The sequence below is a fragment of the Gordonia sp. YY1 genome, from assembly GCF_009872315.1.
Taxonomy (GTDB): Bacteria; Actinomycetota; Actinomycetes; order Mycobacteriales; family Mycobacteriaceae; genus Gordonia; species Gordonia amicalis.
Window position 1 is genome coordinate 182,754 of the sequence record NZ_WXYI01000006.1, and the last position, 24,307, is coordinate 207,060.

Annotated in this window: 21 protein-coding genes and 1 tRNA gene; 12 read left to right on the forward strand and 10 right to left on the reverse strand. The window is 68.0% G+C overall.

The window, feature by feature from the left end; genetic code table 11:
* The first annotated feature begins 7 nt into the window (after positions 1–7).
* The 3 genes from BPODLACK_RS10895 to BPODLACK_RS10905 all read left to right on the forward strand — a co-directional run bounded on the left by BPODLACK_RS10895 (position 8) and on the right by BPODLACK_RS10905 (position 3,906).
* Positions 8–1,201, forward strand: coding sequence for a M24 family metallopeptidase (locus BPODLACK_RS10895; RefSeq protein ID WP_159405267.1), 1,194 nt, complete (start codon positions 8–10; stop codon positions 1,199–1,201).
* Between the two features lie 255 nt (positions 1,202–1,456).
* Positions 1,457–2,698 (forward strand): aminotransferase-like domain-containing protein, encoded by a 1,242-nt coding sequence (locus BPODLACK_RS10900; RefSeq protein ID WP_159405268.1) that lies wholly within the window; start codon positions 1,457–1,459, stop codon positions 2,696–2,698.
* Entirely contained in the window at positions 2,695–3,906 is a 1,212-nt protein-coding gene (locus tag BPODLACK_RS10905; RefSeq protein ID WP_159405269.1) for a M20 family metallopeptidase, read from the forward strand. Before BPODLACK_RS10900 ends, BPODLACK_RS10905 begins: the two co-directional genes overlap by 4 nt.
* Before the next feature lie 109 nt (positions 3,907–4,015).
* Here the strand turns inward: BPODLACK_RS10905 and BPODLACK_RS10910 are convergent, their stop codons facing one another.
* The 4 genes from BPODLACK_RS10910 to BPODLACK_RS10925 form a co-directional block, all read right to left on the reverse strand.
* A complete protein-coding gene (locus BPODLACK_RS10910) occupies positions 4,016–5,401 on the reverse strand; it encodes an MFS transporter (protein ID WP_159405270.1) in 1,386 nt (461 codons plus the stop codon).
* A gap of 124 nt (positions 5,402–5,525) precedes the next feature.
* Positions 5,526–6,314, reverse strand: coding sequence for a GntR family transcriptional regulator (locus tag BPODLACK_RS10915; protein ID WP_159405271.1), 789 nt, complete (start codon positions 6,312–6,314; stop codon positions 5,526–5,528).
* A 10-nt stretch (positions 6,315–6,324) separates the two neighbouring features.
* Positions 6,325–6,837: a DUF3830 family protein gene (locus BPODLACK_RS10920; protein WP_159405272.1), complete on the reverse strand. Its 513-nt coding sequence runs from the start codon at positions 6,835–6,837 to the stop codon at positions 6,325–6,327.
* Positions 6,834–8,240 carry an amidase gene (locus BPODLACK_RS10925; RefSeq protein WP_159405273.1) on the reverse strand — a complete coding sequence of 469 codons (1,407 nt, stop codon included), beginning with the start codon at positions 8,238–8,240 and terminating at the stop codon, positions 6,834–6,836. The genes BPODLACK_RS10920 and BPODLACK_RS10925 overlap by 4 nt, the downstream gene beginning before the upstream one ends.
* A 59-nt stretch (positions 8,241–8,299) precedes the next feature.
* Here BPODLACK_RS10925 and BPODLACK_RS10930 point away from each other — a divergent pair, with 59 nt between their 5' ends.
* Complete coding sequence (locus tag BPODLACK_RS10930; RefSeq protein ID WP_159405274.1) at positions 8,300–9,025, forward strand: maleate cis-trans isomerase family protein; 726 nt, start codon at positions 8,300–8,302, stop codon at positions 9,023–9,025.
* A gap of 3 nt (positions 9,026–9,028) precedes the next feature.
* Here BPODLACK_RS10930 and BPODLACK_RS10935 read toward each other — a convergent pair whose 3' ends face one another.
* From BPODLACK_RS10935 to BPODLACK_RS10950, 4 genes are read right to left on the reverse strand one after another with little or no spacing between them, the layout of a single operon-like run.
* Positions 9,029–9,946, reverse strand: coding sequence for an aminoglycoside phosphotransferase family protein (locus BPODLACK_RS10935; protein WP_159405296.1), 918 nt, complete (start codon positions 9,944–9,946; stop codon positions 9,029–9,031).
* A gap of 8 nt (positions 9,947–9,954) precedes the next feature.
* On the reverse strand, positions 9,955–10,353 hold the full coding sequence (locus BPODLACK_RS10940; RefSeq protein ID WP_024498129.1) for a PPOX class F420-dependent oxidoreductase: 399 nt from the start codon (positions 10,351–10,353) through the stop codon (positions 9,955–9,957).
* Entirely contained in the window at positions 10,350–11,096 is a 747-nt protein-coding gene (locus BPODLACK_RS10945; protein ID WP_159405275.1) for a maleate cis-trans isomerase family protein, read from the reverse strand. The genes BPODLACK_RS10940 and BPODLACK_RS10945 overlap by 4 nt, the downstream gene beginning before the upstream one ends.
* A gap of 29 nt (positions 11,097–11,125) precedes the next feature.
* Positions 11,126–11,719 (reverse strand): DNA-3-methyladenine glycosylase I, encoded by a 594-nt coding sequence (locus BPODLACK_RS10950; RefSeq protein ID WP_006438130.1) that lies wholly within the window; start codon positions 11,717–11,719, stop codon positions 11,126–11,128.
* 223 nt (positions 11,720–11,942) lie between these two features.
* Here BPODLACK_RS10950 and sigK point away from each other — a divergent pair, with 223 nt between their 5' ends.
* The gene (gene sigK / locus BPODLACK_RS10955) at positions 11,943–12,503 is read left to right on the forward strand and encodes an ECF RNA polymerase sigma factor SigK (RefSeq protein WP_159405276.1); all 561 of its coding nucleotides are present in this window, start codon (positions 11,943–11,945) and stop codon (positions 12,501–12,503) included.
* Positions 12,504–12,654: 151 nt separating this feature from the next.
* Here the strand turns inward: sigK and BPODLACK_RS10960 are convergent, their stop codons facing one another.
* Positions 12,655–13,746 carry a GIY-YIG nuclease family protein gene (locus tag BPODLACK_RS10960; RefSeq protein ID WP_159405297.1) on the reverse strand — a complete coding sequence of 364 codons (1,092 nt, stop codon included), beginning with the start codon at positions 13,744–13,746 and terminating at the stop codon, positions 12,655–12,657.
* A 104-nt stretch (positions 13,747–13,850) separates the two neighbouring features.
* On the opposite strand from BPODLACK_RS10960, the gene fdh reads away from it, so the two are divergent.
* Genes fdh through nrfD form a run of 3 tightly spaced genes read left to right on the forward strand, consistent with a single transcriptional unit; the run spans position 13,851 to position 19,465 of the window.
* A complete protein-coding gene (gene fdh / locus BPODLACK_RS10970) occupies positions 13,851–17,156 on the forward strand; it encodes a formate dehydrogenase (RefSeq protein ID WP_236577656.1) in 3,306 nt (1,101 codons plus the stop codon).
* Positions 17,157–18,350, forward strand: coding sequence for a 4Fe-4S dicluster domain-containing protein (locus BPODLACK_RS10975; protein ID WP_159405277.1), 1,194 nt, complete (start codon positions 17,157–17,159; stop codon positions 18,348–18,350). It begins immediately after the preceding gene.
* Complete coding sequence (nrfD, locus tag BPODLACK_RS10980) at positions 18,347–19,465, forward strand: NrfD/PsrC family molybdoenzyme membrane anchor subunit (protein ID WP_159405278.1); 1,119 nt, start codon at positions 18,347–18,349, stop codon at positions 19,463–19,465. Before BPODLACK_RS10975 ends, nrfD begins: the two co-directional genes overlap by 4 nt.
* On the opposite strand, the gene selD is transcribed toward nrfD, so the two are convergent.
* A complete protein-coding gene (gene selD / locus BPODLACK_RS10985) occupies positions 19,452–20,447 on the reverse strand; it encodes a selenide, water dikinase SelD (RefSeq protein ID WP_159405279.1) in 996 nt (331 codons plus the stop codon). The two genes, nrfD and selD, sit on opposite strands and share 14 nt — an antisense overlap.
* A gap of 66 nt (positions 20,448–20,513) precedes the next feature.
* Here selD and BPODLACK_RS10990 point away from each other — a divergent pair, with 66 nt between their 5' ends.
* The 4 genes from BPODLACK_RS10990 to selB all read left to right on the forward strand — a co-directional run bounded on the left by BPODLACK_RS10990 (position 20,514) and on the right by selB (position 24,252).
* Positions 20,514–20,804: a hypothetical protein gene (locus BPODLACK_RS10990; protein WP_024498119.1), complete on the forward strand. Its 291-nt coding sequence runs from the start codon at positions 20,514–20,516 to the stop codon at positions 20,802–20,804.
* A gap of 38 nt (positions 20,805–20,842) precedes the next feature.
* A tRNA-Sec gene (locus BPODLACK_RS10995) sits at positions 20,843–20,937 on the forward strand.
* Positions 20,938–21,118: 181 nt separating this feature from the next.
* Entirely contained in the window at positions 21,119–22,438 is a 1,320-nt protein-coding gene (selA, locus tag BPODLACK_RS11000; protein ID WP_159405280.1) for an L-seryl-tRNA(Sec) selenium transferase, read from the forward strand.
* Positions 22,435–24,252 carry a selenocysteine-specific translation elongation factor gene (gene selB, locus BPODLACK_RS11005; protein ID WP_159405281.1) on the forward strand — a complete coding sequence of 606 codons (1,818 nt, stop codon included), beginning with the start codon at positions 22,435–22,437 and terminating at the stop codon, positions 24,250–24,252. The genes selA and selB overlap by 4 nt, the downstream gene beginning before the upstream one ends.
* The last annotated feature ends 55 nt before the right edge of the window (positions 24,253–24,307 follow it).

Genomic DNA, 24,307 nt, shown 5'->3' on the forward strand with positions numbered 1-24,307 from the left:
GAAGCCCATGTACCTCGGTACTCAGCTGTTCACCGACAGCGAGTACGAACAGCGCCTGACACGCGTCCGCGAACTCATGGACCGTCAGGGGTTGTCGGCGATCATCGTCACCGATCCGGCCAACATCTTCTATCTGATCGGGTACAACGCGTGGTCGTTCTACACCCCGCAGATGCTGTTCGTCCCGATCGAGGGCGAGATGGTCTTCTACGCCCGGGAGATGGATGCCCGTGGCGCACACCGCACGACGTGGTTGTCGGACGACCAGATCGTCGGGTACCCGGAGAGCTACGTGCACCGGCCGCACGTTCATCCCTTCGACTGGGTGGCGTGGTCGCTCCGGCAACGACACGCCATCGCCCCCGCGTCCCGCGGGGGTTCGGTCGGCCTGGAGATGGATTCGCACTTCTTCTCCCCCAAGGCATATCGGGCGTTGCACAACGCGATCCCGGAGTGGAAGCTCGTCGACAACTTCGAACTCGTCAACTGGGTGCGATCGGTGAAGTCCGAAGCCGAGGTCCAGTTGATGCGGCAGGCCGGGATGGTGTGTTCGGAGGCCATGCGTGCGGCCATCGACACCATCGAGATCGGTGTGCGGCAATGCGATGCGGCCGCGGCGATCTCGCAGGCACAGATCACCGGGACACCGGACTATGGTGGCGACTATCCGGCGATCGTGCCGATGATGCCGACCGGTGCAGCAGCCGACACCCCCCACCTGACCTGGCATCAGGGCACCTTCGTCGAGGACGAAGCGGTGGTCATCGAACTGACCGGCGCGCACAACCGATACCACTGCCCGCTCGCGCGGACCGTGTCGCTGGGTACGCCGCACAAGGAACTCGACTACGTCGCGAAGGCGACCGCCGAAGGCTTGAACAACGTCCTCGAGGCGATCAGGCCGGGAGTGGCGACCCGCGAACTCGCCTCCACCTGGAACTGGACCCTCGCCAAGTACGGCCTCGAGAAGCCCTCACGTCTCGGCTATTCGATCGGCATCGGGTATCCGCCGGACTGGGGTGAGCGCACCATCAGCATCCGCACCGAGGACGAGACCGTCCTCGAGACCAACATGACCTTCCACATCGTCTGCGGAATGTGGATGGACAACTACGGTTTCGAGCTCTCCGAGTCGGTGCGGGTGAGCCCCACCGGCGTCGAGTGCTTCACGTCGTTCCCGCGGGAACTGATCCAGAAATGACCGCCGCCACCTGAAGAACAAGGAACACAGGACAACCCAACCGCTGCCCGACATACGAGAACCGCACGACAACCCAACCGCTGCCCGACATACGAGAACCGCACGACAACCCAACCGCTGCCTGAGGTGCGAGGACCGCACGACAACCCAACCGCTGCCCGACATACGAGAACCGCACGACAACCCAACCGCTGCCTGAGGTGCGAGGAGCGCAAGCGACGAGCCACGAAGGCCTGGTGAGACGAGGTGCATGACATGACCACAACGACCGAAACCGTGAACGACGTGCGTCATTCCGGTCCCACGCTCCCCCTTGCCGGGCGGACGAAGGATCTGGTCGGGTCGATGATCGACTCGTCGACCTCACTGCTGGCCGCACAGTCCCACGACATCGTGCGCTTCGCGATGGGCTCCCCGGCCGACGAGGCCGTTCCCGCCGACGAGTTCCGGCAGATCGCCGGCGAGATCCTGGATCACACGTCGTTCACCTATGGCGCCACCGAGGGCGAGCCCCGGCTGCTCCAACTGCTCGTCGACTACCTCGCGACCACACCCGACCCGTCGACCCACGATCGTCTGGTGATCACCACCGGAGGCATGCAGGGCCTCGACCTGGCCTGCAAGCTCTTCGTCGATCCCGGCGACCTCGTCATCGTCGAATCCCCGACCTACACCAACGGCAGCGCGACCGCCCTCTCCTACGGGGCCCAGCTCCTCGAGGTGCCCGTCGACGACGACGGCATGCAGGTCGATCAGCTCGCAGATCTGGTCGCGCACACCCACAAGACCCCCAAGGCGATCTACACGATCCCCACGTTCCAGAACCCCTCGGGCGTCACGATGTCGGAGGAACGACGCCGCGAACTGCTGCGCCTGGCGCACACCTGGGGTGCGGTGGTCATCGACGACGACCCGTACGGGCTGCTCCGTTTCGCCGGCACCGACATCCCGACCTTCCAGACGCTGAGCCCCGGCGATCCCCTGATCTTCTCGGTCCGGACCTTCTCCAAGATCCTGGCGCCGGGGTGGCGCGTCGGCTGGGTCGACGCCGACCCGTCACTGCGGCAACTGCTCATCAACGGCAAGCAGGCCATGGACACCTGCACCAACGTGCCCAACCAGCACATCGTCGCCGAGTACATCGCGCGCGGCGGTCTCGAGGACCACCTCGCCGGCATTCGCTCGCTGTATCGCGAACGCAAGGACGCCATGCTCGACTCCATCGAGCGTCACCTCGGCGACCGCGTGGTCACCACCGACCCGGAGGGTGGCTTCTTCCTGTGGGTCACGCTGCGCGAGGAGTTCGCCGAGATCGACACCCGCGAGCTGTTCGAGATCGCACTGGCCGACGGCGTCGCGTTCATCCCGGGCCCGGCACTGTCGCCGGGCGGCCGGTTCCGGAACTCGATGCGCCTGTGCTTCGCGTCGAGCACGCCGGAACGGATCGACGAAGGCATTCGACGCCTCACGTCGAGTCTTGAGAAGATGGCCCGGTGAGCGGTGAACACGAACCTGAGCTGAGTCCGGCCGAGCAGTCGCTCGTCGATCTGATCGACGAGGCCGCGATCACCGCGCTCACCACCGCGCTGGTGGAGGCACCGAGTGAGAATCCGGGCGGCACCGAGGCTTTGGCCGTTGAGGTCCTGGAAAAGGCGTGTCGTGCCCTCGGGCTCGCCGTCGACACCCACGAGGTCGCCGTCGGGCGGCCCAACCTGATCGCCACCCTCCCCGGCGGCGACGGACCGGGACTGATGTTCCTCGGCCACTCCGACGTCGTGCCCGCCGGCCCCAACTGGACCGCCGACCCGTATACCGTGCGGACTCGTGACGGACGCCTCGTCGGACGCGGCACCACCGACATGAAGGGCGGGATCGCATCCGTCGTGGCGGCCATGACCGTGCTCTCGCGGGCACGGGAATTCGGCATCGAACTCTCCGGTCCTGTGCGCCTGGTCTGCACGGTCGACGAGGAGGAGCACGGTATCGGCGTGCGTGACTTCGTCGGCCGACCCGCCGATCACGACTTCCTCGGTTGCATCGTCGCCGAGCCGACGGACATGCAGATCGTCCGCGGGTGCCGGGGGGCGTCGTACATCGAGATCGAGGTGACCGGGCGCGCCGCGCACTCCGGCCGGCCGGCCGACGGACGCAATGCCATCGACGCAGCGGCGGCGATCGTCGAGATCATCCGCACCGATCACGACCACCTCGCCGAAACCCTCGACGATCTCCTCGGCTGCGGCACCTGGAATGTCGGCACCATCCACGGCGGCCAGGGCATCTCGGTCGTCGCGCCGACCTGCTCACTCGGCATCGACCGTCGCCTGATGCCCGACGAGGACCCGCTCGCCATCGCCGAAAATCTCCGAAAGACCATCCGGGACAGCAAGATCGACACCGACGGCATCATCGTCGATGTCCGCGTCACCATGGAGATGCCGGGTTTCGCAACCGCCGCCGACCATCCGCTCGTCAGCGCCGCCGTCGGCTCGGTCACCGATGCCGGGGCCGCGACCTCCGTCGGCGGATGGAGCGCCGCCTGCGACGGCGGCTTCGTCAGCCGCGACCTGGGCATCCCGACGATCGTGCTGGGACCGGGCAACATCAACACCGACGCACATCAGCCCGACGAGTCGGTCGCCATCGCAGATCTGGTCACTGCGGCAAAGGCGTACACGCTCGCCGGGCTGAGGTTGCTGGGCTAGGGCCCCCCGCCGGCTGAGCCGGCACCGAGCGCAGCGAGGCACCGACCACCGCCGGCTGAGCCGGCACCGAGCGCAGCGAGGCGCCGCGTCGAAGCCCCCCGATCACCGATCAACCCACCGGCGTCTTCTGCAACTCGTGGAAGTCGTTCTCCTTGCTGGGGATCTCGGTCCCGCGGATCGAGCACCCCGCGGTCTCCTTCAGGAACAGCAGAGCGATCATGCCGATGGCGCAGGCACCCATCATGTACGCAGCCGGGAAGAGGTTCCAGTCGGTGTTCTCGACGACGGCGTCGTTGACCAGCGGTGCCGTACCACCGAAGGCGGCGGTCGCGACGTTGTAGGAGATCGCGAAGCCCGCATACCGGACCTGCGTCGGGAACATCGCCGGGAAGGTCGCCGAGATGGTGGCCAGCTGTGGAATGTAGAGCACCCCCAGGATGACGAATGCGACTATGGCCCAGGCGAATCCCTGACCCATGAGCCAGTACAGCGGTAAGGCGAGGACGAACAGTCCGGTGAGCGATCCCCACCACATGGGCTTGCGTCCGGTCGAATCCGACCACCAGCCGAAGAACGGGATGAGCAACATCATCACGAGCTGCCCGATCAGGTTGACGACACTCGCCGAGGTCTCGGACAGGTTGATCGTGTTCTGGAGATAGGTCGGCTGATACGCCAGCAGCGTGTAGTTGGCGACGTTGAGCGCGATGACCATGCCGAACATCGTCAGGATCGGTCGCCGATAGTTGACGATCAGATCCTTGAAACGCGTCCACGGCGTCCCGGTGATCTCGTTCTCCTGCTCCAGTTCCTGGAACACCGGGGTGTCGTCCATCTGCGACCGCAGGTACAGGCCGATCAGGCCCATCGGCAGGGCGAACAGGAACGGGATGCGCCAGCCCCACTGGTCCATCTGCGACTCGGTGAGCCCCAGCTGCAGAAGCAGGACGAATGCGGTGCCGCCGCAGAAACCGGCGAGGGTGCCGAACTCGAGGAAGGAACCGTACTTGCCGCGCTTGTTGTCCGGGGCGTACTCGGCCATGAACGTTGCGGCCCCGCCGTATTCACCACCGGTCGAGAAGCCCTGGATCACGCGGAGCAGGATCAGCAGGATGGGCGCCCACACACCGATCGACGCATGCGTGGGTAGCAGGCCGATGAGCGCGGTCGCGCCCGAGATGAGCAGGATCGTCATGGCGAGAACCGATTTGCGGCCGATACGGTCGCCGATCGGTCCCCAGATCATGCCGCCCAGCGGGCGCAGCACGAACGAGACCGCAAAGCCCAGCATGGTGCCGATGGTTCCGAAATCACCGGGGAAGAACGCCTGGGTCAGATAGGCCGAGGCCGCGGCGTAGACGCCGTAGTCGTACCACTCGGTGGCGTTTCCGATGGCCGAGGCACCGATGGCCTTGTGGAGTAGTTTCCTGCCCTCGGGTGACTCCGGGTCCGGGGCGAGCCGCTCATAAGTATCCGCTGGTGTCGTGTCGCTCATCTGCGCTTCCTGAATGTCGTCGGGGGCCCGTACCGCCGGCCCTCGCTAGGTCATCTCCGTGTCGGTGGACCCTGTGCACGGTGGCGGCTCTTTCACCACCCGTGGACATTCGAACCGCGAGCGCTCAGCTCCCGGACGCGGTGAGATCGTCGGCGTGGTCGCCGTCACCGATCAATCGGCGCAGCCCGTCGGCCATGTGCTCGATCATCAGTGCATCTGCCTTCGCAGAATCCCCCGCAGCGATGGCGTCCACCAACGCCTGATGTTCGTCGATCCGTTCCTTTCCCGATGAGTATGTTCCTCGCATGGCTCGCAGGCACATTCGTGTCTCCACGAGAATCGTCTCGTGGAGACGCGAAAGCCGCCGGCTTTCCGCGAGTTCCACCAGTGTTTGGTGAAATCCCATGTCCGCCTCTGCCATCCCGGCGCCGTTCGGTTCGTCGATGAACGCGCGCATGGCCTCCACCGCCTCGTTCAGCGCGGCCACCGCCTCCGATTCGCGGTGCGCGATGACCTGTTGCACGGCAGCACGTTCCACCGCCGTACGCGCGACGTACATGTCGCGGATGTCGTCGTCCTCCATCGAGACGACGAACAGGCCTCGGTTGCGGTGGCTGACCAGCAGACCTTCCGCGGTGAGACGTTGCATCGCCTCACGCAACGGGCCGCGGCTGACGCCCAGGTCTGCGGCGAGACCCGACTCCGTCAACTGCGACCCGGGCGGGAAGTCACCGTTCGCAATGGCATTGTGCAACTTACGCGCGATGATCGCCGGTGTCGACTCCTGTACCAACGGGGTGAGAACACGACGGCGCGTCGAACTTGGTTGCTTTCCCTGGTGAGACACGGTTCGTCGACCTCCCGGGCCGTCTGTGCCCGGGTTGTCCCCATCCACCTTGATCGTCACCGTCATTCCTTCTTTCTTACCGCGAAAGGCGCGAATAGGTCAGCGTTTCACCACGCGCGCCGCCCATCCAGACGTCGTTGCACGCAGCCGCGAATTCTCTCAGCCCTTCGGTGATCGTGGCGAAGACGTTGCCGGGGACCCAGCCGACATCGCCGTTGACCAGCAGATTGTTCCGGCCGTAGAACACGGCCAGGTCGATCAGCAACCGGCGCTCGGAGGGGGCGGTGTCCAGGTCGTAGCCATAGGCCGGGTTGTCGAGCACACCGTCGAACGTGAAGTAGCACAGGTCACCCGGAATCGGCGTGATGGTAGTGTTCTCGGCACCCGGTTCCACCGGCGCGAATGCCGGTAGCAGCGTGTAGATCTCATTGCGCGCGAACTTGCCGTGGAAGACCTGGCCACCCAGCGGTAACGCGTTCCATACCGCCGCGGCCGTCCGCGGGGCCTCGGCGTCGAGCATCCGCGCCACCGCGGTCACTCCGCGCTTCTCGAGTGTCACGGTGATGAATCGGTCGGCGCGTTCGGTCACGGACGATCCCCCAGCATCGTGAAGCCGGCGGCCGCCTCGTAGGCGGCCGCGACCCGCAGCACGGTCGTATCGCGGTGTCGCGCAGCGACGAACTGCGCTCCGGTCGGCAGACCGTCGACGAATCCACTGGGCACGGTGACCGCCGGCTGCCCGGTGAGGTTGAACGGATAGGTGTACGGCGTCCACGACGTCCAGTCCGGCGACGCCGACCCCTCGGGCACGGTTCGTCCCGCCTCGAAGGCGACCCCGGGCATCGACGGTGTGACGAGGACGTCGAACTCCTCGTGGAAGAGGCCCATACTGGTCCCCATCTCCATGCGCAGGGCGTTCGCGCTCACGAAGTCACCGGCCGTGAGGTCCCGATGACGTTCGAGCGCCTCGAGTAGCAGCGGATCGACCTTCTCCTCCGCGGCCGGTCCGAGTGCCCGCACCACCACCTCGGCACCCGCGTACCAGATGATGTGATAGGCCCACGCGGGGTCGTCCCACTCCAGATCGACCTTCTCCACCGTCGCGCCGAGTTGTTCGAGCACCGACACAACACGGTCCGTATTCGCCTGCACGCCAGGGTCATTCGAACCGAAACCAAGATCGGCACTGTAGCCGACTCGCATATCGGAGAGATCCCGGGCATCGGCGATCGCGGCGGCGGCACTGTCGGTCGGGGTTGCCAGTGCCGACCAGTCCCGCGGATCGTGCCCACTCAGGACGTCGAGGAGCAGCGCACAGTCCCCGACCGTCCTCGTCATCGGACCGACGTGTGCGACCGGGGCGAACGGGCTCGGCGGATACATCGGCACCCGTCCGAGCGTCGCCTTGAATCCGACCACCCCGCAATAGGCCGCCGGTATGCGGATCGATCCCCCACCGTCGGTGCCCACCGACAGCGGACCCAGTCCGGCCGCCAGCGCCGCGGCACTACCGCCGCTCGACCCACCGGATGTCCGAGATGCGTTCCACGGGTTACGGGTGATGCCGGTGCGTGGGCTGTCGGTGACGCCTTTCCAGCCGAACTCCGGCGTGGTGACCTTGCCCAGCATCACCGCGCCGGCCTCGCGAAGTCGCGCCACCGCGGGGGCATCGGTGTCCCAGACCATCTGATCCGGCTCGATCATCAGCGAGCCGCGCAGCGTCGGCCAGCCGCTGGTGAGCAACAGGTCCTTGATGGTGACGGGCACACCGTCGAGCGGCCCCAGGGGCGTTCCCGCACGGAACCGCGCGGTGCTCGCCCGAGCGGCGGCGAGGGTCGAGTCCCGATCGACGAGGCAGAATGCGTTGACGGACGGGTCGACCTCGTCGACGGCATCGAGCAGCTCGACCGCCACCGCCTCGGGCGTCAGCTCACCCGTACGGTAGGCATCGGCCAGTTCGATCGCGCTGAGCCAGCGTGCCGTGTCCGACATACGCCCCCTCGTCGGTCGCGATTGGTAGATTGTTGACAATCTACCTGGGAGGTGTGCGAGTGACAACCACCATCGCGATGCTGTATCCCGGCCATGCCGCCGAGGACGACTACGAGTTGATCGAGTCGGCGCTCGTGGCCGCGGGTGCCGCGGTCCGACTGCCGGTGACCATCACCGAGATCGAATCCGACGACCACACCGTCGACGCGATGGCCGCCGTCGGCGAACAGGACCGTCTCGCCGAGGGCGTGCGTCGGGCCCTGGCGGATCAGCCGGCGTCGGTGATGTGGGCGTGCACGTCGGGAAGCTTCGTCTTCGGTCTCGACGGCGCCCGACGCCAGGTCGCCGGCATCGCCGCGCTTGCCGACCGGCCCGCGTCGTCGACCTCCCTGGCCTTCGTCGATGCGTGCCGTCACCTCGGACTGTCGCGGGTTGCGATCGCTGCCACCTACCCCGATCCCCTGGCGTCACGCTTCTTCGGATTCCTCGCCGACGGCGGCATCGAAGTCGTCAGCCTGCGCGCCAGCGACATCGAGACCGCCGCCGAGGCCGGCATCCTCGAGGGTGACGGCCTCTTCGACATGATCGCCGCCGCGGATCACCCGGACGCGCAGGCGATCCTGATCCCGGATACCGCACTGCACACCGCGATATGGATCACCGGACTCGAGGAGAAGTTCGGGAAGCCGGTCCTGACGGCCAACCAGGTCACCGCCTGGCAAGGCCTCCGGCTCGCCGGGATGACCGCGGCCACAACGGATCTGGGAACACTGTTCGGTCGGTGAGGGTCAGTCGAGGACGGCCTTGACCACCGTGATGCAGGTGGTGATCCACTCGCGGTCGTCGGCGGTGAGGGCACGCGACGCCTTCTCCGCGTCCTCGATCGCCCAGTGCGCGTTCAGGATCATCCGGACGATGACCCAGTCGCGCGCCCGGTCCGGGTCGAGGCCGGCGTCGTCGACGATCGTGTAGAAGCGGGACCGGATCACGTACCGCGGGTCGCCTTGTCGGCGGTCGAGGCGATTCCACAGCATCGGGGCGGGTTCGTAGTGCGGGTCCCCCGACATGGGTTTCGGATCGATCACCAGCCACGCCTGCTCCCCGGACGGCGCCGCCAGCACATTCTCGTGGTGGAGGTCGCCGTGCACGACGACACCGACCGTGGAATCGTCGGAGAGAAAGTCCCGGCCGAGTGAGAGAGCCTGTTCCACAAACCTTCTCGGGACCGGCGCATCCCGGGGCATGGTCTGCAGGCCGGCGAGCCACCGCTCGAGGTGGGCGGTGAGCAGCGTCATCCGTCCGGGAGCAGGTATGTGCAGGACGCCGTATAAGTCGGCGACGATCCGGCACGCCGCGTCGTCGTCGACGGAGGTGAGGTCGGTCCGGTCCAGCCGCTCCAGGAGCAGGGCGCGTCGCCGAGGGTCGGCGCGCAGCATCCGCACCGCACCACGACCGGCCCAGTGCTGCAGTCCCAGTGCTTCTTGTGCGCCCTCGTCGTCGCCGTCGAAGGCGACCTTCAGAACGGCCCGACGGCCGTCCCGGTCGGTCACCGGGATCACGAGCGACTCGGACCCGTGCCACAGCTCGGCGCCGTCGCGACGGAGTTCCCAGTCGTCGAGAAGTGCCGATGCCGTTGCCGGCAACCGGCGAAGCCAGTCCTCCCAGGCCGGGCCGAGCGTCGTCCGACGCGCCAGACCCGGCGGAATCCGGAGGACTACTGGTCCCCCGCGGTGATCGCGATCCCGATGGTGCCGCTTTCTCCCCGACGCACCTTGCTGGCGAAGATCAGTACCCGCGCGAGCAGCCCGTACTTCTCGCCGAGCTTCTTGCGGACGTGTGCGGTGCCCTCGGCGTCGAGCACAACCGCGGTGCCGGCGACCGGCTCGCCGATCAGCTTCTTGCCCCGCGCATCCGTGGCCTGAACCAGGACCTTCGGATTCCGCCTGATTCGCTTGACCTTCCACGCTTCGGTTTCGGTCCACACGAGCAATCGGGCACCGTCGAGTACCGCCCACACCGGTGTCGCCACCGGGGTGCCGTCCTTGCGGTAGGTCGTCAGGTTCACGTATTTGGCGGTACCCGCCTCGCCGAACGTCACGGCGTCAGAGGTCATGCGGCAATGCTACGGGCGAACAGCGACTGTGCACGGGTTGTCTGCCAGTCGGCGGGGGTGGTCTCACCGCCGAGTACACCTGCGTCGCAGAGCGTCGCCCAGGCGGTCACCTGGTTGGCGGAGAGGACCGGCTTGCCGAGCTCGGACTCCAGGTCGGCGAGGATGTCATAGGTCCACAGGTTGGTACAGGAGACGAAGACGGCGTCGGCGTCGGGATGGTTCGCGGCGCGGATGAGGTCCGCCGTCACGTGGTACGGGATGGCCCAGATCTCGTGATCGCGGCCGAGACCCGCGTGGGCGACGACGTTTCTCCCGGATTCGGCGAGGAAGTCGCACAGCAGTTCGGTGAGCGCCGCGGTATACGGCGTCGCGACCGCCAGCGTCCCGACGTTCATGGTGTTCAGCGCCCGGATCAGCGCCTCCGAGGTCGTGACCGCCCGCTCGGCTCCGGCGGCGAGCATGCAGTTGGAGATCTCCATCGCGCCCGCCATCCCGTAGACGAAGCTGCCGGAGGCGCACGCGTATCCGAACGCCCGCGGCGCGACCGCCGAGACGGCTCTCACCGCCGCCGAGATCTCCGCGTGATTGTTGAGATCGCGGCACAGTTCGACGTCGACGGGCGCGTCGATGTAGCCGGTCCGCGTGAAGTAGAGCGAGACCGACTCCGGCATCCAGCGCCACAGCTCGCGGTCGAGGGCCATGTCGAACGGGCACACCATCCCGATGCCGATCTGGGCGTTCATGCAGGGATGATGGCACATTGTTGGATTGTCTACAATCGCTGCCGCAGGGCGGCATCCACCTCGTCCCGAATGACGCATTCGTAGGCGTGGTCGTTGACGATCCCGGTGGCCTGCATGAGCGCGAACATCGTGGTCGGCCCGACGAAACGCCAGCCCCGCTTCTTGAGGTCCTTCGACATCGCGATCGATTCCGGCGAGGTCGTCATCGACCCCGGGACGTGCTCGCCCGGCGGGGCGTATCCCCAGAAGTACGACTCGAGCGAACCGTGTTCGTCGATGAGGTCGGCCGCCCGCTGCGCGTTGTTGATCGCCGCCTCGATCTTGCCGCGATGCCGGATGATGCCCGCATCGCCGAGCAGTCGCGTGACTTCGGCATCGGTGTAGCGCGCCACCTTCTCGACCTCGAAGCCGGCGAACGCGGCCCGGAAGTTCTCGCGTTTGAGGAGGATCGTGCGCCAGCTGAGGCCGGACTGGAAACCCTCGAGACAGACGCGCTCGAACAGCGACGTATCGTCGGTGGTCGGGAATCCCCACTCGGTGTCGTGATAGGTGGTCTCCGGCTCCCGGCCCGCCCACAAGCAGCGCCGCCGACCGTCTGGGCCTTCTATGGTGTCCTCGGACATGAGCCTCCTCTCGTGGCGAGCAGGCTACGGCACGGTCACGACAGATGGCCGCCGTTATCATTCCGTTACCAAAGATTGCGAAAGCATCCCGTTGTGTCTCGCGATAGTCACTTCTCGCCGCCGCCCGCCTAGCGTTGTACACATCGCCCCGAGAGCGCTCCGACACCGTCGCAGATCCCCGCTCCGGAAGCGCGACAATACAGCTGCGGCAAGGAGTTTCGTGATGCATGAATCCGACCTGAACAGTCTCCTTGCCCGTGTGGCAACCGGGGACTCAGACGCCTTCGCCCAGTTCTACGACGCGACGTGTGACCGTGTGTACGGCATGACACTGCGGGTACTGCGCGATCCCGGTTACAGCGAGGAAGCGACCCAGGAGACGTATCTGGCCGTGTGGCGTAACGCCGACAGCTACGATCCCCGGTCGGGTTCGGCGCTGTCCTGGATTCTGACGCTGGCGCATCGTCGGGCCGTGGACCGGGTGCGGTCGGAGTCTGCCGCGACCCGGCGCGCCGTCGCCTACGGCATCGCCGACACCGGCCGCGAGATCGACGAGGTCAGCGAGTCGGTGGAGCGTCGGGAGATCGCTCGCCTGATCCACACCGGTCTCGAGAACCTCACGCCTCTTCAGCGGCAGGCCATCGAGCTGGCCTACTTCCACGGACTCACCTACCGCGAGGTGTCCGAGCATCTCGGGGTCGCGCTGCCCACGGTCAAGTCCCGCATCCGCGACGGTCTCATCCGTCTGCGCCAGACGGTGCCGGGCCTGGCCGCCGTCGGCTGACCGACCACGGCCCCGGAGACACACCGGGACGATCGCCCAGAGATCCGCCCCGGAAGAGCGCCCTCCACGCCTGCGCCGACGGACGTCATATCGTCGCCGCCGAACCCCTGGAGGGTGGTTTTCCGGGGCGTTTCCTTGTGCCGGATCTCAATCACACCTGGCCGTAGGGGTGCCAGCCGTTGTGGTTCCACTTGCCGCCTCGGCGCTCCCGCACTTCCCGCAGGCTCGTACCCACATACCGCTCTTCCAGCTCGGGGTCCGGTGCGCCGGTGTACACCCACCGCTTCGGGTCGAGATTGCCGTCGGCGTCCCGGTAGGCCTCCCAGTAGTCGACGCGATGCACCGCGCGGACGATGTCGTCGGCGAAGACGAGCACCGGGAGGTCGGGCACCGTGCGATGGGGCCCGGCACGCCATCCGCTCCGCGCCCCCTCGTAGATCTGTTCGGCGCCCGCGCCGGGACGAGCCGAGTCGTCGACCTTTATCAGCACACATGGTTCGGGCAGCGGCGGTGCGAGCGGCGCCGCATGGCGTAGCACCATCTCTTCCAGCGAGATCGCGCCGTTCGGCGCACTGTTCGTCAGCGGGAGTCGCGCCAGGTCGGCGAACTCGACCGTGAACTGCTGCACGTACGACGCCAGCTCCTCGGGCGAGTCGACGACGTCGTCGCCGTGCCGGACTATCCAGTGCTCGACACCGAATCCGTCGGCGTCGATGTCTCGGATACGCTCCTCGGTCGCGGACCGGATGTCCGGCGAATCGGCGTCCCCCACCATCTCCCCCGCGTCCGGCGTGACGCCGGCGAGCGCGGCACGAGCGTGGTGATGAACCCGATTTCCTCGTCCCGCCCCCACATAGAACACCGATGCGTCACGGGGGTCGACCAGCGCGAAGACGTACACGCCGAGCACCGACTGCACCTCGAGGGGAACGGGTTCCGGCGCGCCCGGCGCTGCCACTCCGACCGGCCGCAGGAGATTCAGGACCGCGTCGACCACCGTGGGCCGCACCCCGAGTCCGCCGCCGCGCAGGCCACCGATGATCACTTCTCCGGCGCGCTCCCGGTCGACGAAACGTCGACCCGCGTTGGCATCGATCGCGCGCACGACGTCGACGATCTCGGCCCTGCGCGCCCGCGTGTCGCGTGACGCGGAGAGCTCGTCCGCCGGGTCGAGCATCTCGGCGAAGGCCGTCGACTCCAGGAATTCGCCGAGCGCGCCGACCGGCAGTTCGACGGCATCCATCCTGCTCATCGCACGCCGCCCACGACATGGAGAGTGGGTGGCTTTCGGTTCATGGTGGCGATGATGCCAGCACGGTCGCCCGTGGGGTGGTTAGACTCGGTTCCGTGCCAGCGTTCAGTCCCCTCGAATGGCCGGTGTTCCGCCAGCTGCGGTCGGGCGACGTCTTCGGGCGCGGGCCCGCCGTCACGTCGGCGAAGACACGTGCCATCGAGCCGCGTACGGCCACTGCCGACCGTGTGGTGCAGAGTGTGTGCCCGTTCTGCGCCGTCGGGTGTGGCCAGAAGGTGTACGTGAAGGACGAGCGCGTCGTCCAGATCGAAGGCGACCCGGACTCCCCCATCTCGCGCGGACGACTGTGCCCCAAGGGCGCGTCGAGCGAACAACTCGTCAACAACCCGCTGCGCCAGACCACGATTCGTTACCGGGCCCCGTACGCGACCGAATGGCAGGACCTCGACCGCGACACGGCCATCGACATGATCGCCGATCGTTTCCTGGAGGCGAGGCGTCGCGGCTGGCAGGATCACGACGACGAGGGTCGTCCGCTGCGACGCACGATGGGCATCGCCTCGCTCGGCGGCGCCACCCTCGACAACGAAGAGAACTATCTGATCAAGAAGCTCTTCACCGCGGCGGGTGCGATCCAGATCGAGAATCAGGCGCGCATATGACACTCCGCCACGGTTCCCGGTCTGGGGGCCTCGTTCGGACGCGGCGGCGCGACGCAATCACTGCAGGACATGGCCAACGCCGATTGCATCATCCTCATGGGTGGCAACATGGCCGAGGCACACCCGGTGGGTTTCCAGTGGGTCTCTGAGGCCAAGGCCAGGGGTGCGCGGGTCATCCATGTCGACCCGCGGTTCACGCGGACCTCGGCGGTGGCCGACCGGCACATCTCCATTCGCGCCGGCTCCGACGTCGTCCTGCTCGGTGCGCTGATCAACTACGCGATCACCCACGAGAAGTACTTCCGCGAGTACGTGGTCGCCTACACCAATGCCGCGACGCTGGTCTCCGAGGACTTCCGCGACACCGAGGACCTCGACGGCTTGTTCTCCGGATTCGATCCCGACACAGGGGAATACGACGCCAGTTCGTGGGCGTACGAGGAACCGGGCGGTTCGAGCCGATCGGAGCACGCGTCGGAAACGGTCGAGTCGCCCGGCGAACCGGACGCTGGGCCCTCCGCCGGGGATCGAGCAGTCGGTCACGAACACGGTTCCGGCGGCCCGCCGCTCGAACACGGCGCAACGGTGCGCGACGACTCGCTGGAGCATCCGCGGAGCGTCTTCCAGATCGTGCGCCGGCACTATTCGCGCTACACGCCCGAGATGGTGCGCGACATGTGCGGCATCTCCCTCGCGGACTTCGAGTACCTCGCCCGGTCGGTCACCGACAACTCCGGGCGCGACCGAACGACGTGCTTCGGCTACGCGACCGGCTGGACCCAACACACCTTCGGCGCCCAGTTCATCCGCGCCGCCTCGGTGTTGCAGCTCCTGCTCGGCAACGTCGGGCGTCCGGGTGGCGGCATCATGGCGCTGCGCGGTCACGCCAGCATCCAGGGCTCGACCGACATCCCCACCTTGTTCAACCTGCTGCCCGGCTATCTCCCGATGCCCTCGGCGGGCAAACACGACACCTTCGACGACTACATCGCGGCGATCACGTCGAAGAACGAGAAGGGCTACTGGGCCAACGCCGAGGACTACATGGTGAGTCTCCTCAAAGCGTGGTTCGGCGACGCCGCGACCCCGGAGAACGACTGGTGCTACGACCATCTGCCTCGCCTGACGGGTCCCGCCGGCACCTACCAGACGACGGTCGACATGCTCGCCGACAAGGTCGACGGCTACTTCGTCCTGGGCCAGAACCCGGCCGTCGGCTCGGCCAACGGCCGCCAGGCACGGATGGCGATGTCCCACCTGAAGTGGCTCGTCGTCCGCGATCTCAACATGATCGAGTCGGCAACGTGGTGGAAAGAGGGGCCGGAGATCGACTCGGGTGAGTTGCGCACCGAGGACATCGCCACCGAGGTGTTCTTCCTGCCCGCCGCCACCCACGTGGAGAAGGCCGGCTCGTTCACCCAGACCCAGCGGATGGTGCAGTGGCGCCATCAGGCCGTCGAGCCGCCCGGCCAGTGCCAGAGCGAGATGGACTTCTTCTTCGAACTCGGCCGACGCATCCGGGAACGCCTCGCCGGCTCGGCCGACGAACGCGACCGTCCACTGCTCGACCTCACCTGGGACTATCCGCTCGACGAACACGGCAACCCCGAACCCGAGGCGGTCCTGTCGGAGATCAACGGCTACCACGTGTCCGGACCCGATGCCGGCAAGAACCTGACGTCGTACACCGAGATGGCGCGTGACGGCTCGACCGCCGGCGGCTGCTGGATCTACACCGGCGTGTACGCGGATGCCCACAACATGGCGGCACGACGCGTACCCCAGGGCGGCGGCGGCATCACCCAGCACGAGTGGGGCTGGGTGTGGCCCGCGGATCGTCGAATCCTCTACAACCGCGCGTCCGCCGATCCCGACGGCAGACCGTGGAGCGAACGCAAGCGGTACATGGAATGGGACGCCGACATGGGCCGCTGGGTGGGCCCCGACGTGCCGGACTTCCCGGTCGATCTCCCGCCCGACGCACAACCCGACCCGACACTCGGGGGCGTCGACGCGCTGTGCGGCGACGACCCGTTCATCATGCAGGCCGACGGCAAGGGCTGGCTCTTCGCGCCGCGCGGACTCGTCGACGGCCCGCTGCCGACCCATTACGAACCGCAGGAATCCCCGGTCGTCAACGCGCTGTATCCGCAGCAGCAGTCGCCGGCGCGCGTGCTCTTCCCGCGTGCGGACAACCTCGACGCCCCGAGTGGAGAGATGCCCGGCGCGGACGTGTACCCCTTCGTGTTCACCACCTACCGGCTGACCGAACACCACACCGCCGGCGGCATGAGTCGCTGGACGCCGTATCTGTCGGAGCTGCAACCGGAGATGTTCTGCGAGATCTCGCCGCAACTCGCCGCCGAGCGCGGACTGAGCAACGAGGGATGGGCCACGATCATCTCACCGCGCGGCGCCATCGAGGCCCGGGTCCTGGTCACCGACCGGATGAGACCGTTGACCATCAACGGCCGCCAGGTGCACCAGGTGGGCCTTCCTTACCACTGGGGCGTCGGCTCCGACGCCGTGGTCAGCGGCGACGCCGCCAACGACCTCATCGGGGTCACACTGGATCCCAACGTGCAGATCCAGGAGTCGAAGGTCGGTTCGTGCGACGTGATCGCCGGCCGCCGGCCCCAGGGGGCCGCCCTGATCGACCTGGTACATGCGTACCAGGAGCGTGCCGGGGTGACCATCGAGACCGACAACCAGCACATCACCGGAAAGGCGGAGGAGTAGATGGGGCAGCTGTCCGGACCGACCGATCCGACCTCCGACGTGGGGTGGCACACGCACGAGACCCGCAAAGGGTTCTTCACCGACACCTCGATCTGCATCGGCTGCAAGGCCTGTGAGGTCGCGTGCAAGGAATGGAATTCCAATCCCCGCGACGGCGACCTCGAACTGACCGGCATGTCGTATGACAACACCGTCGCGCTGGGCGCCAGCACATGGCGCCACGTCGCGTTCATCGAACAGAGCGCCGACCGCATCGCCGAAGCCCGTGAGTCTGGGCGTGCTCTGGTCGGACTCGGCATGCCGTCCATGCCGCTCCCGCCGGCCGAGCCGCACTCCCCACCGCCATCTCTGCCGGCCGACCCGCACTCCCTACCGCCGGCTGAGCCGGCACCGAGCGCAGCGAGGCGCCGCGTCGAAGCCACCCCACCGCCACCTCTGCCGGCTGAGCCGGCACCGAGCGCAGCGAGGCGCCGCGTCGAAGCCACGCCACCGCCACCTCTGCCGGCTGAGCCGGCACCGAGCGCAGCGAGGCGCCCCGTCGAAGCCACGCCACCGGACACCCCCGAGTTCCGCTGGCTCATGTCCTCGGACGTCTGCAAACACTGCACCCACGCCGGCTGCCTCGACGTGTGCCCCACCGGAGCACTGTTCCGCACCGAGTTCGGGACCGTGGTCATCCAGGACGACGTCTGCAACGGGTGCGGAACATGTGTCGCCGGTTGCCCTTTCGGGGTCGTCGAGCGTCGCGCCGACGGCACCGCCGCGCCGACGACCCGTTCCGGCGAACGCAAGGGTGAGCAACCCGAGGTGCCGAAACGTGGTGTCGCGCAGAAGTGCACGCTCTGTTACGACCGGCTCCTCGACGACGAGACACCCGCCTGTGCGCAGACCTGCCCGACCACCTCGATCAAATACGGCGACCACGACGACCTCGTCGCCGACGCTCACCGCCGCGTCGCCCAACTCCACGAGCAGGGCATGACCGAGGCGCGTCTCTACGGCGCCAACCCCAACGACGGTGTCGGCGGCACCGGTTCGGTGTTCCTGCTCCTCGACGAACCCGAGGTCTACGGCCTGCCACCGGATCCGCGCGTGTGCACCGCCGATCTCCCGTCGATGTACAAACGGGCCGGCGTCGCCGCGGTGGGCATGCTGGCCGCGGCCGCGGTGTCGTTCCTGAGAGGTGGCCGGTGACGTCGTCGGAGTTCGATTCCTTCCGGCCTCCGGAGCCGCCGCGGCGCCGCGGACGCGGACGTGGACGTGGCGGAAAGCGCAAGCAGCGCAGCGGCTTCGGCCAGGGTGAGGGCAACCGCGAGATGTCGATGGTGCCCGACGCCGAATTCTCCTCGTACTACGGCCATCCCGTCGTCAAGCCGCCACCGTGGGACGAGAAGGTGGCCGCCTACCTGTTCCTCGGCGGCGTCGCCGGCGGTTCGGGGGTGCTGGCGGCCGGCGCCCAACTCACCGGCCGGGACGAGTTGCGCCGGAACGCGAGGCTCGGCGGACTCGGCGCGGTGGGCCTCGGTGCGATCGCCCTCGTGGCCGATCTCGGGCGTCCCGACCGCTTCTACAACATGCTGCGCACCTTCAAGGTGACCTCGCCGATGAGCGTCGGCTCCTGGATTCTCTCGGCGTTCAGCGGCGCCCTCGGTGTGGCCGCGGTCGGCGAGATCGACCGGATGACCCGTTCCCGCCTACCGCTCGGCGTGCTGCGCCCGGTGTTGCGCGCGGTCGAGGCACCGGCCGGGCTGGCCGCCGCCGTCGCCGGGCCACCGCTCGCCGTGTACACCGCGGTGCTGCTGTCCGACACCGCGGTGCCGACCTGGAACGCCATGCACCGCGACCTGCCGTTCGTCTTCGTCAGCTCCGCGAGTCTGGCGGCGAGCGGTCTGGCACTGGTCACCACCCGGACATCGGAGGCCGGACCCGCCCGCACGCTGGCCGCACTCGGGGTCGTCGGAGACCTCACCGCGATGCGGATCATGGAGCACCGGATGGACCCGGTGACCGCCGAACCCCTGCACGACGGGACAGCGGGCAAGCTCCTGCGGTGGAGTGAACGGCTCGCGGTCGCGGGCGGCATCGGGGCCCTCGTCAGCGGACGTTCGCGTCCGGTGGCGGTCGCATCGGGCCTCGCGTTGCTCGCCGCATCGGCGTGTACGCGGTTCGGCATCTTCGACGCGGGCATCGAGTCCGCGAAGAACCCGCGCTACACCATCGAACCCCAGAAGCGTCGGCTTGCCGCACGACGCGCGGCCGGCATCACCGGCGACTCGATCACCACCGGTCCACCCGTCACCGAATCCTGATCCCCGACCCGGCGACGGTCTCCCCGATCACGGGATATCCCGGCACCTCCCCGACGACCAGCAGCCCTCCGGAGGTCTGCGCGTCGGCGAGGAACAGCAGGTCGTCCTCGGAGACGCCGTCGTCGGCGCTCAGATACGGCTGCACCCAGTCGAGGTTCCGGCGGGTGCCGCCCGAGACGTAGCCGTCGCGGAGCGCCTCGCGGGCACCGCTCACCGCCGGGACCGCGCTGCAGTCGAGCACCGCGCCGACACCCGACGCACGGCACATCTTGTGCAGATGACCGAGCAAACCGAAGCCGGTGACGTCGGTGGCCGCGCGGACCCCGGCGTCGACGGCAGCTGCCGATGCCTTCCGGTTCAGCGTGGTCATGAGCGTGATCGCCTCGTCGAACACCTCTCCGGTCTGCTTGTGCCGGTTGTTGAGGAGCCCGACGCCGATCGGTTTGGTGAGGGTGATGGGCAGTCCGGGTTCGGCGGCGTCGTTGCGCAGCAGCTTCTCCGGTGCCGCGACGCCGGTGACGGCCATGCCGTACTTGGGTTCGGGGTCGTCGATGGTGTGCCCGCCGATGACCGGGCATCCGGCCTCGGCGCCGATGGCGAGACCACCCCTCAGCACCTCGGTCATCAGGTCCATCGGCAGCACACCGCGTGGCCAGCCGACGAGGTTGATCGCGACCACCGGCGTCCCACCCATCGCGTAGATGTCCGAGAGGGCGTTGGCCGCGGCGATACGGCCCCATTCGAAGGGGTCGTCGACGACCGGGGTGAAGAAGTCGGCGGTGGACAGCACGGCGAGGTCGTCGCGGATACGGACCGCCGCGGCGTCGTCACCGTCGTCGAGCCCGACGATGATGTCGTCACCGACCTGGCCGGTCAGCCCGGCGACCGCCTCCTCGAGTTCACCCGGCGGGATCTTGCACGCACAACCGCCACCGTGGGCGTAACCGGTCAGTCGGACAGGGGCATCGTTGCTGACAGTCACCCTGCCGACACTAGCGCCGATCCGATTCTCCGTGTGCCGGGCCCGACGGTCGCTACCATCGGGCACATGAGGCAAGCAGACGGCGAGTACTACGTCACGGCCGGCGAGCTGCAGGCGTTCTGGGAATCGGGCCACGACTACTGGTACATGCGGGAGGACGGGTCGACCGATCTGTACCTCGACGAGCTCGACATCACCCACGGCTGGCCGATCTTCCTGATGAAACGCGATGAGGAATGGCTGGCCAAGTGGGACAACAACTTCCGACGCGCCGTCGAAGACGATCTCAATCCGAAGCTCATCCGCCATTTCGAAGAGCTGATCACCGAGGGCAACTGGCCGCACCAGCAGGACTGACCGCCCGGACACCCCACACGATAGGTTGTAAGACGCACGGAGGCGTACGGGTCCTGGTGGGCTCCCCGGTCTTCAAAACCGAGGAGGTCGAGTATCTCGGCCTGGCGGGTTCGATTCCCGTCCGCCTCCGCCAGAAACCGCCGACCGGGCCGTAGTGAAAACCGCCGGCCGAGCCGGCACCGAACGAGCGAAGCGAAAACCGCCGGCCGAGCCGGCACCGAACGAGCGAAGCGAAAACCCGCCGGCTGAGCCGGCACCGAACGAGCGAAGCGAAAACCCGCCGGCTGAGCCGGCACCGAGCGTAGCGAGGAGCCGTGTCGAAGCCCCCCGAAGCCGCCGACCCACGCCGACACATCCCGCGCACCGACGCGCTGCTGGCCCTCCCGGCGGTATCCGAGGCACGAAAGCGTCTGGGTGACACAGCTGTTCGTGAGGTCGTCCGGGATGCGCAGGAGGCGGCACGCCGGGGCGTGATCCCGCCCAACGACGTCGAGCGACGCGTCGTCGAGGCACTGACCGCCCACCGGGTCTCGTCGGCTCGGCCGGTCCTCAACGCCACCGGCGTGGTGGTTCACACCAACCTCGGCCGTGCCCCGTTGTCGGCAGCGGCACTCGACGCGGTCGTCGCCGCATCGGGTTACGTCGACGTGGAACTCGATCTGCACACCGGTCAACGATCCAAACGTGGTGCGGCCACCCGCGCCGCGCTGTTGCGGGCCTGCCCCGCGGCGGGCGACGCCCTGATGGTCAACAACGGTGCGGCAGCTCTGGTCCTCGCCACGACGGCGCTGGCCGCCGGACGCGCAGTGGTCATCAGTCGTGGCGAGATGATCGAGATCGGCGCGGGATTCCGGCTCACGGAGCTCATCGCGTCCACCGGCGCGCGCCTGCACGAGGTCGGCACCACCAATCGCACCCATCTCCGCGACTATGCCGAGGCGGTTGCCGGGGACGACGTCGGCGCCATCCTCAAGGTGCATCCGAGCAACTTCCGCGTCGAGGGTTTCACCAGCGAGACCTCGCTGATCGAACTGCGCGACCTGGGCCGGGCCCACGGCGTGCCGGTGATCGCCGACATCGGTAGCGGACTCCTCCAGCCCGATCCCCTCCTCCCCGACGAGCCGGATGCCACCACCGCGCTGACCGCCGGCGCCGACCTGGTCATCGCCAGCGGCGACAAACTCCTCGGCGGACCGCAGGCCGGTCTCCTGCTCGGCGACGCCGCACTCGTGAAGCGGTTGGCCAAACACCCGCTGGCTCGCGCTGTGCGCGCCGACAAGCTGGCACTTGCGGCGATGGAGGCGACGGTCGGCGGTCCGCGGCCGCCGGTCCACGAGTATCTCCATGCCGACGCCGACCGCCTCCGCATTCGAGCTGAGAGTCTGGGCGCCGCAACCGGTTTCCCTGTCGTCGAACACGACGGACGGGTCGGCGGCGGGGGCGCGCCGGGTGTACCTGTACCCGGGTGGGCGGTGCGTCTTCCGGTGGGCGCCGCGCAGCGGTTGCGGCTCGGCGACCCCGCCGTCCTGCCGCGCGTACACGAGTCCGCCTGCCTCGTCGACCTGCGTTGCATCCCCGAGGCCGACGACGCGAGGGTCCTCGCCGCGATCAAGCAGGCGCTGGCCGACCAGTGAGGTCTCGCGCGAAGTACGTGGTGGCCACCGCGGGGCACGTCGACCACGGCAAGTCGACGCTGGTGCGTGCACTCACCGGTATCGAGCCGGACCGCTGGGAGGAGGAACGACGCCGCGGTCTGACGATCGACCTCGGATTCGCCTGGACGACACTGCCATCGGGCGCAGATGTCGCCTTCGTCGATGTCCCCGGTCACGAACGGTTCATCCCCAACATGCTGGCCGGACTCGGTCCCGCGCCGGTCGTACTGTTCGTCGTCGCCGCCGACGAGGGCTGGAGTGCCCAGTCCGACGATCACCGGGACGCGCTCGCCGCGCTCGGTGTCGACTACGGGCTGTTGGTGATCTCGCGTGCGGATCGCGCGGAGGAGAATCACATCGATGACGTGATCGCCACCGCCCGTGCCGAGTTGGCCCGGACCGGACTGGCCGAGGCGCCGGCGGTCGTGACCTCCGCTCCCACCGGGCGTGGCCTCGATGAACTGCGCCGCACCCTCGACACGGTCCTCGCGCAGACGCCATCTCCTTCGACGTCGGGGCGCGTCCGCCTCTGGATCGACCGCGTTTTCACCCGCACCGGGGCGGGCACGGTGGTCACCGGCACGCTGCCTTCGGGCACGATCGGGGTCGGTGACACCATGGAGCTGGTGGGCCCCGACGGGCACCGGTCGGTCGATGTCCGCGGATTGCAGAGCGAGGGAACATCTCTCACGATCGCGGCGCCGGTCAGCCGGGTCGCCGTCAATCTCCGTGGTGTCGGCGTCGAGACCCTCGCGCGTGGAGACGCTCTCGTCACTCCGGGAGCCTGGCATTCGTCGGTCGAGGCAGACATCCGCCGCGTCGGTGGCGTCCCGTTCGACGATGCTCCCGAGCACCTCGTCGTCCACATCGGAACCGCTGCACTGACAGCCCGCCTGCGCCGCTTCGACTCCGACCACGCACGCCTGACATTCGCACGTGCCGTGCCACTGTCCCGGGGTGATCGTCTCGTGTTGCGAAACCCCGGTCAGCGCATCGTCGGTGGCGGGATCGTCCTGCACCCCGATCCGCCCGGGCTCCGTCGCCGCGGCGACTCAGCTCGCCGGACCGCCGTCCTGGCCGGGATGAGTGAAGACGGCGGCGCCGCGGAAGAGGTTGCCCGACGTGGCGCCGTGCGCGTTCCGGATCTGCATCGGCTCGGCCTCGTCCACGACGGTGAGACGCCACCGCCGGGGGTTCGTGTCATCGACGAGTGGTGGGTCGACGTATCCACCTGCGCGGCATGGGCCCGGCGCCTGCATGACGCGGTCGTCGGAGTTCATGAGCGTGAGCCCATGTCCGCCGGCCTGTCGACGTCAGGGGTTCCTTCGTTGCTGAATCTCCCTGACGGAGCACTGTTGCCGACGGTGATCGCCGACGCCGGACTCGCGTCGTCCGACGGCCATCTCTCGATCCCGGGCCATGTCCCGGATCTCGGTGACGCCGACGAAGCGATGAGCGCCCTGGAGCGCCGTCTGACCGAGCAGCCGTTCCGCGCTCCCGAGGCGGACGATCTCTCCGCGCTCGGCCTGGGGACCAGGGAGCTCGCGGCTGCCGAGCGCACCGGCCGCATCCTGCGATTACGCGACGGCGTGGTGCTGTTGCCGACCGCGCCGGCGCTGGCCATGCGGACCCTCGCCGCGCTCGACCAGCCGTTCACGACCAGCGAGGCCCGCCAGGCGCTCTCCACGACGAGACGCGTGATGATCCCACTGCTCGAACACCTCGACGCCCGGGGTTGGACCCGCCGCCTCGACGCCGGGCACCGAGAGGTCGTGCGCCCCACCGCCGGCTGAGCCGGCACCGAGCGGTCGTGCGCCACACCGCCGGCTGAGCCGGCACCGAGCGGTC

What these genes read in the sequence shown, in the direction of transcription:
- BPODLACK_RS10895 (WP_159405267.1), top strand. Translation starts at nt 8, where the DNA reads ATGTACCTCGGTACTCAGCTGTTCACCGACAGCGAGTACGAACAGCGC.
- BPODLACK_RS10900 (WP_159405268.1), top strand. Translation starts at nt 1,457, where the DNA reads ATGACCACAACGACCGAAACCGTGAACGACGTGCGTCATTCCGGTCCC.
- BPODLACK_RS10910 (WP_159405270.1), bottom strand. Translation starts at nt 5,401, where the DNA reads ATGAGCGACACGACACCAGCGGATACTTATGAGCGGCTCGCCCCGGAC.
- BPODLACK_RS10915 (WP_159405271.1), bottom strand. Translation starts at nt 6,314, where the DNA reads ATGACGGTGACGATCAAGGTGGATGGGGACAACCCGGGCACAGACGGC.
- BPODLACK_RS10925 (WP_159405273.1), bottom strand. Translation starts at nt 8,240, where the DNA reads ATGTCGGACACGGCACGCTGGCTCAGCGCGATCGAACTGGCCGATGCC.
- BPODLACK_RS10940 (WP_024498129.1), bottom strand. Translation starts at nt 10,353, where the DNA reads ATGACCTCTGACGCCGTGACGTTCGGCGAGGCGGGTACCGCCAAATAC.
- BPODLACK_RS10945 (WP_159405275.1), bottom strand. Translation starts at nt 11,096, where the DNA reads ATGAACGCCCAGATCGGCATCGGGATGGTGTGCCCGTTCGACATGGCC.
- BPODLACK_RS10950 (WP_006438130.1), bottom strand. Translation starts at nt 11,719, where the DNA reads ATGTCCGAGGACACCATAGAAGGCCCAGACGGTCGGCGGCGCTGCTTG.
- sigK (WP_159405276.1), top strand. Translation starts at nt 11,943, where the DNA reads ATGCATGAATCCGACCTGAACAGTCTCCTTGCCCGTGTGGCAACCGGG.
- BPODLACK_RS10960 (WP_159405297.1), bottom strand. Translation starts at nt 13,746, where the DNA reads ATGGATGCCGTCGAACTGCCGGTCGGCGCGCTCGGCGAATTCCTGGAG.
- BPODLACK_RS10975 (WP_159405277.1), top strand. Translation starts at nt 17,157, where the DNA reads ATGGGGCAGCTGTCCGGACCGACCGATCCGACCTCCGACGTGGGGTGG.
- BPODLACK_RS10990 (WP_024498119.1), top strand. Translation starts at nt 20,514, where the DNA reads ATGAGGCAAGCAGACGGCGAGTACTACGTCACGGCCGGCGAGCTGCAG.